Raw genomic sequence first — 6491 nt, forward strand, 5'->3', positions numbered from 1 at the left:
GTTAGTGCGGGTAATATTACTGATGAAATGATACAGCAGTATATTGATGAGCAAGAAGGTGAGCCTATTAATGATGATCGATTTCTAATCGATTCCACTTTATAACCTCTCAGCTTATAGCTGAGAGTTGTTTAGTTGTTTCCCGATGCTATTTACTATATTTTCTGTGCCGCTTAGTTCTAATTTCTTTTTTAACTGTATCGTTTTATATTCCTTATGATCATTAGTATTTGTATTTTTAACTGCTTTTGTTAACACGCAATCCTTTTATGGGTAGTTATTTGTTCTGGTTGTTTATAAAAAGGATTATGTGTGTTATTGATATCTTTTAGTACGTCTACTATTATATTTTGTGATGTTATTTTTTTTGCAGCATATTCTAATGCTGTCCTTAGTGTTATTTCTTTACTAAGCTGATTAAATCTTTGTTGTTTTTCTTGAGCGGTAAATTTAACGTAATTCTTATCTTGTAATAAAGCGGTTAATGCTTCAGTTTGAACAGCTTGTTTATATCCTATCTTTGCTAATTCTTGGATATTTTTATAATTACCTATATCTGTTTTTTGTTTTTCTTGATTAATATTATGGTTTAACTCCTTAATTAACTTTATTCTATCCTGAATCTGATTTACCGAATCTTTAGAACATTTTAATGATTATTTATTGATGAAATTATTTGTGCTACACCACCACTGATTATAGCTGCAGATACCCCTGCTACGTTTACTATATTACTTATTCCATTTGTTATAACCGATGCTATAAATAATGATTTGGTATTTTGAGTATTTTTACCTTTCGTTTGATGCGGATCATGATGTATATATAAATCATCTTTACTTTTTACTGTTTCTTAAGAAATGATATGTTCCAAGTTACGCCTGTGTATAACTTCTATATTATCCATACTTCTAAATATTGGAGGCCGCTTTTTAGGTGCTGTGTCTATATTATTATATGATGCCTTTTTTCTGCTCCTTTACAATATCTAAATCTTTTTCTAGTGATTGTGCATATTTATTTTCTTCTATAAGTCTTGCCATTCTATTCGCTCTATTTGTATGCCTTTAATCTGTTTTAAGGTGCATTATAGATTAAAATTTGTTAATAATTAATTCTATATTAAATTACTTAAAATGCAAATTTAAGGTAAATCTTTATCATGAATTAGTGATAATAGAGCAAAGAGAGATAAATAATAACATAAACTAACTAAAAGTTATTGTATTATTAAAAAATTCATATATTAATTAAAATACAAAGTTATTTATTAAGCATTATGTCAAATACGCCTAAGTTAGAAAATCACTATAATCAATTGTTACAAGATATCATGTTTAAAACATTAGAGCAGAATAAAACTGTAGAAACCTATTTAATACAAGAAGATTTTATTAGTGCTTTAGATGAGCTGCAAAAAATAAACGAAAAGCTTGAAGAATATTGTAAGGTTTTTTCTTTGCTTAAAATAATGAAAACCAAATTAGCTAAAGAAGATGAAGTATATAACTAATTTAATTTATATAAAAGGTGAAAGCCGCATTTTGCCTTTTATATTCAATAATAATTTCCTGCTTCAACTGCTAGCTTTTTAAAATGTGATATACCGAGACTATAGCCTATAATAATAGGAATTACTATCATCAACAATCCTAAATTATTAAACGTGCTGTTAAATAAACAAGCCCAAAAGAACTAATTACGTATATAGCGGCTCGTGAAGAAGCATATATAAAGCTGGCATAGGTAAATCGTTTAAAAATCGGAAAACTTTTATAAAATATTGGCATTGCCGGAAATTCACTTGGAGAAAAAGTAACTACAATTAGTTGAATTAAGAGAATTTGCTAGCCTTGTGTTATATTATCCAATATTAATGGACTAAATAGCAGAAAAGTTAAAAATATTACCAATTGCATTTTTAAAATTTTTAATGGGTGAAATTTATAACATAAACACGTAAGTGCTAGTGCTACAAAAAATTCTACTATAGAAATAATGAAATTTTGATGTATTACTGCTTCAGCGGTATAGTGTAATGAATCTTTAAGTATATTACTACAATGAATATAAGCAAAATAGAACCATACCGGTTGTACTAGTTGTATTAAAAAATAATAGATTGCAGTCTTCTTATTAACTTTTTCCTGCTATACAGGGTTATTTTTTATCTTTGCTACATCAATTATATTACTGTCTTTTATAGTTTCTTGTATTCTACGCTTAGCATCAACAAAATCCAGTGTTTCACGTAAAGTAGTTCTAGCAGCACTACTGATTAAAGTAATTCCTGCACCTATCCAAAATGCGATACGCCAATTAAAGCCATAGGATGTAACTAAGGTTGCTAAGCCGAGGGCGAGAGTTAATCCTAAGCTGGCACATACCCCTACAAATGCTATGGCAGGAAAGAGTTTAGGAACTCCTACGGATTCCGTTAAATATAATTCTGCTCCTATTCTTTCTCCCATGGACAACAACCTTGCACTATACGGCATATTGTTACTATCCAAGCAGCACTAGCACCTACTTGGGCATCAGTAGGAAGATGAGCCATAACGATGCAAGAAAACGACATTAAAATAGTGGTAATAATGACTGTGGATTTTCAACCTATTTATCTCCTATCCAGCCAAATAATAACGCTCCCAAGGATCTAAAAATAAAAGTAGAACAAAAAGAAAAGCTGCAAGAAGGCAATTAACGTGAGTATCATATTGTGGAAAGAAAAACTCATTAAGTAGTACTGCCATATGAACATATAGCATAAGATCAAAATACTCTAAAAAAGTACCTATGATAATAAGCCTATAGCCTGTTTTGGTTCTCTATTTAAATTTTTTGTTTTTGTGCGTATCCCAACACAATGTTTTCTAAAAAGTGAATTTATAGAAAGGTTATATTGAGAAGATTTAAAGTCAAGGCAAAAGTTACAAGATTTTATGATTATAGTTATTTAAAACTTCTTTGACTAATGAAGTTGTTATTTTTCTTTTAGAAATTAAAGCAAAATGGTTAATATTTTCTAATATTTCTATAATTTTAGAATATTCCCTAGGCAAATTTACTAAAAGAAAATCTATTATCTGTCCGGATATTGTGACCGCAGAAATAGAAAAATGCTTAAATATTAGAATTTTGATTAATTCATCGTCAGGTGAGTTTAATGCTATACTAAGTACTGATTTAATACGTGAAGATAAATCGGGTAAAGTAAAGTTTCTGGTTTTATCAGATGAGGTAAGTAAAAGATATTGTTGTTTTTCGTTAATAATATTAAATATATGAAGTAATGCCGGCTCTTGCCAGTGTTCAATATCTTCAATGATACAAGCATTGTATTTTTCTAAAATTTCTTCATTAAAAAAACTATCTTTAATAATATAGGCATTGCTTAAATTTTGCCATATTTTGGTTAAATAAGTTTTTCCTGATGAAGAAGGTCCTTTAATTAATAAAGTAAATTTATAAGGATTAACGCCAAAGCTGCACTGCCAATTTTTTACAATATTATAAGCTTGCTCATTAGAACTAGAAACAATAAACTCATCAGGATGATATTTATTAGAAGTAGTAAAACGAAATATATATTGCTGCATTTATTAATCCTTAGCAGCATTGTTGTAAGTCGAGGGGGTCATTTTTATGCTTCTCTATGTCATCCCCGCTTTTGCAGGAATGACATTAGACACTTGTTAAAAATCATACAATAATATTATAACTTAGCCGTCTGTTCGATAGAACTTACTAGATTTATAAAATTTAATTAGATTCAAGAGTAAAATTTTTGTAATCCCTGCAATCGGTATAGCAAAAAATATTCCAATAATTCCAAATAAACTGCCGCAGGCAAAAATCGAGAATATAATCCAAAGAGGATGCAACCCTATTTTATCGCCGATAATTTTAGGGGTTAAGATATAAGACTCACAAATATTTCCAACTAGATAAATTATCATTATATATAGTAATTTGGTAGTTACACCAAAAGTTAAATAGCCGATAATTAGAGTTAAAAGAAACGATATAAAAGTACCAAGGAAAGGAATAATAACTAAAAATCCTGTTAAAATGCCAAGTAAAAGAGCAAGATCAATACCTATTACGGTAAATGCAATACTATAATAAGTAGATAATAATAAGCAAATATTTAGCTGTCCTCTTATGTAAGCAGATAACAGATTATTAATTGCCAATAATATTTCTAGAATTTTCGGTCGGGTTTTTATAGGTAATAATGATTTTATGTTTGCAATAATGTTAGCCCAATCACGTAGAAAATAGAATAATATTATAGGTATAAGTAAAAATAAAACAAATATGTTAATGGTAATAATGGTATAACGCCAAAAATTATTAGCAATACTGCCCAGTATAGTAAATATGCTATTTATAAAATTGCTTAAAGAATTCTTAATTTTATCGGCAATATCAGGTTCTATCAAATAAATTTTTGCCATTATAGGCGGTAATATTTCTGCTTGTAAATAATTTTTATATTTTGGAATATTATTTATAAAAGTAAAAATTTGTCCATAAATTATCGGCACTAAAATAGTTAAACTTAAGAAAAATATGCTCAAAAATATCAAATAAATTATGCTTGATACAAATTTATTTGATATTTTAAATTTTGATGCGATAAAACCTATAGCAGGTTGTAGTAAGTAAGATATTATAAATGCGATAAAAAATGGTTTTACTGCGTCTAAAATTAGCATAAAACCGCTTATAAAAAGCCCTAAAAACACTAGCCAAAATATAGCGGTTCTATTCATAGTATTTTTTCCATTTTCTATACGAAGATCAACTTCAAAAAGAGCTAGGAGTTCATAAGGTGAGGATCGCAGCGTATACTTAATATAGTTCAAACCGAAGCTCTTGTAGAACGACAACACCAATTTTTGAAGTGCTATCTTAGTATTAAGATTTTTTAGCTACTTGTACGGTAGCAGGGCGAAGCAGCCTATCTCTAATTTTATATCCTGATTGCATTAAAGTAATAATGCTATTCGGTGCATGGTCAGGATGTTCTATCTGCGAAATTGCATTATGTAAATTATAGTCGAACATTGATCCTATTTCCGGCTTTATTTCTTCAATATGATGTTTATGAAAGATTTTATCCAGTTCATCTTTAGTCATCTGAACGCCTGCAATAATATTTGTGACTTCTATATCAGAATTTGTCGGCTTATGTGCTAATGCTCTTGAAAGATTATCACTAACATTTAGTAGCTCTTTAGCAAATGTAGCAATTGCATAATCTTTTGCTTCGTCACGTGCTTTTTCTAAACGTTTTCTTGTATTGTCTATTTCGGCAGTAGTTCTAATTAGTCTGTCTTTTAGCTCTTCAATTTCTGCTTTTAACTCTGTTATTTCCGGATTTGCCGTTTCAACTATCTCTTCAGCAATATCATTTATGGTTTGTGCATTATTTTCTATATTATCATCTATCATCTTATTTACTTTATATTTATATTCTTTTTTGAGATATATATAGATATAATAAAAATTTTTTCAATGGTATACTCGTTTAATTTGAAAAATTAAATGAGTATACTACTTATTTTTACTTATGGAGTACAAATTGTATTATGAGACAGTCAGGAAGAAAAAGCAACCAATTACGTCCTATTTTATTAGAATTATCACCGCTTATTAATACGGAAGGTTCATGCCTTATTAAAATCGGTAATACGCATGTCATATGTAGTGCTACTTGCGAAACTACCGTACCATCGTTTTTACGAGGGCAGAATCAAGGTTGGGTTACCGCTGAGTACGGCATGCTCCCAGGCTCTACATCCCAGCGTATTAAAAGAGAAGCAGTACAAGGGAAGCAAGGCGGAAGAACCCAAGAAATACAGCGTTTGATAGGAAGAAGCATGCGATGTGTAATTGACTTGAAGAAACTAGGTGAGAGGCAGATTATTATAGATTGTGACGTTATTAATGCCGATGGTGGTACTAGAACGGCAGCAATAACAGGAAGCTATGTAGCATTACACCTAGCTATTAGATCATTGATGAAAAAGAGAATTTTAAAGGTAAATCCGTTAATGAGTCAAATTGCAGCTGTTTCTTGCGGGATGTATAAAGGTGAGGCGATACTAGATTTGGATTATTTAGAAGATAGTGATGCTGAAGTGGATAGTAATTTTGTATTTGCAGGTAACGGTAATTTAATCGAAGTACAAGGCACGGCAGAGCAAGAATCTTTTTCCGAAGAGCAGTTTATAGCAATGTTAAAACTTGCTAAAGGCGGTGCGGCAGAATTATTTAAACTACAAAATCAAGTGCTGCTTGGGTCTTAGAGGTGTTATTTTGTGGGGCGGTAAAATGCTCTTGATGTTATTCTGCGAGGCATCATACGCGTCAAGTTAAGGGATGTTTATAAGTTTAAGAGAAGATAAAGTAGATTTTTTTGTTTTCCTATATTTATCTTTTAAGCAAAAACTTACCCAAGCTATTCGTAAATTTTTAAAGAA

Annotated in this window: 7 protein-coding genes and 1 pseudogene; 3 read left to right on the forward strand and 5 right to left on the reverse strand. The window is 30.0% G+C overall.

From position 1 onward, the window contains the following. Nucleotides 1-105, forward strand: a pseudogene (locus tag ACKTSD_RS07820) (IS200/IS605 family transposase); the annotation flags it as partial. A 9-nt stretch (nucleotides 106-114) separates the two neighbouring features. On the opposite strand, the gene ACKTSD_RS03125 reads toward ACKTSD_RS07820, so the two are convergent. Beyond that, the gene (locus ACKTSD_RS03125) at nucleotides 115-258 is read right to left on the reverse strand and encodes a hypothetical protein (protein ID WP_412707969.1); all 144 of its coding nucleotides are present in this window, start codon (nucleotides 256-258) and stop codon (nucleotides 115-117) included. A 1021-nt stretch (nucleotides 259-1279) separates the two neighbouring features. Here ACKTSD_RS03125 and ACKTSD_RS03130 point away from each other — a divergent pair. Next, entirely contained in the window at nucleotides 1280-1513 is a 234-nt protein-coding gene (locus tag ACKTSD_RS03130; protein WP_412707970.1) for a hypothetical protein, read from the forward strand. A gap of 637 nt (nucleotides 1514-2150) precedes the next feature. On the opposite strand, the gene ACKTSD_RS03135 is transcribed toward ACKTSD_RS03130, so the two are convergent. The 4 genes from ACKTSD_RS03135 to grpE all read right to left on the reverse strand — a co-directional run bounded on the left by ACKTSD_RS03135 (nucleotide 2151) and on the right by grpE (nucleotide 5460). Then, the gene (locus ACKTSD_RS03135) at nucleotides 2151-2471 is read right to left on the reverse strand and encodes a proline/betaine transporter (RefSeq protein ID WP_412707971.1); all 321 of its coding nucleotides are present in this window, start codon (nucleotides 2469-2471) and stop codon (nucleotides 2151-2153) included. A 459-nt stretch (nucleotides 2472-2930) separates the two neighbouring features. Continuing rightward, a complete protein-coding gene (locus ACKTSD_RS03140) occupies nucleotides 2931-3599 on the reverse strand; it encodes an HdaA/DnaA family protein (protein ID WP_412707972.1) in 669 nt (222 codons plus the stop codon). A 123-nt stretch (nucleotides 3600-3722) separates the two neighbouring features. Further along, nucleotides 3723-4778: an AI-2E family transporter gene (locus tag ACKTSD_RS03145; RefSeq protein ID WP_412707973.1), complete on the reverse strand. Its 1056-nt coding sequence runs from the start codon at nucleotides 4776-4778 to the stop codon at nucleotides 3723-3725. 145 nt (nucleotides 4779-4923) lie between these two features. Continuing rightward, on the reverse strand, nucleotides 4924-5460 hold the full coding sequence (grpE, locus tag ACKTSD_RS03150) for a nucleotide exchange factor GrpE (protein WP_412707974.1): 537 nt from the start codon (nucleotides 5458-5460) through the stop codon (nucleotides 4924-4926). 137 nt (nucleotides 5461-5597) lie between these two features. Here grpE and rph point away from each other — a divergent pair, with 137 nt between their 5' ends. Beyond that, nucleotides 5598-6317, forward strand: a complete 720-nt coding sequence (gene rph / locus ACKTSD_RS03155) for a ribonuclease PH (RefSeq protein WP_412707975.1) — start codon at nucleotides 5598-5600, stop codon at nucleotides 6315-6317. The last annotated feature ends 174 nt before the right edge of the window (nucleotides 6318-6491 follow it).

This window comes from Candidatus Rickettsia kedanie (assembly GCF_045865205.1).
In the GTDB taxonomy this organism is placed as follows: domain Bacteria; phylum Pseudomonadota; class Alphaproteobacteria; order Rickettsiales; family Rickettsiaceae; genus Rickettsia; species Rickettsia australis.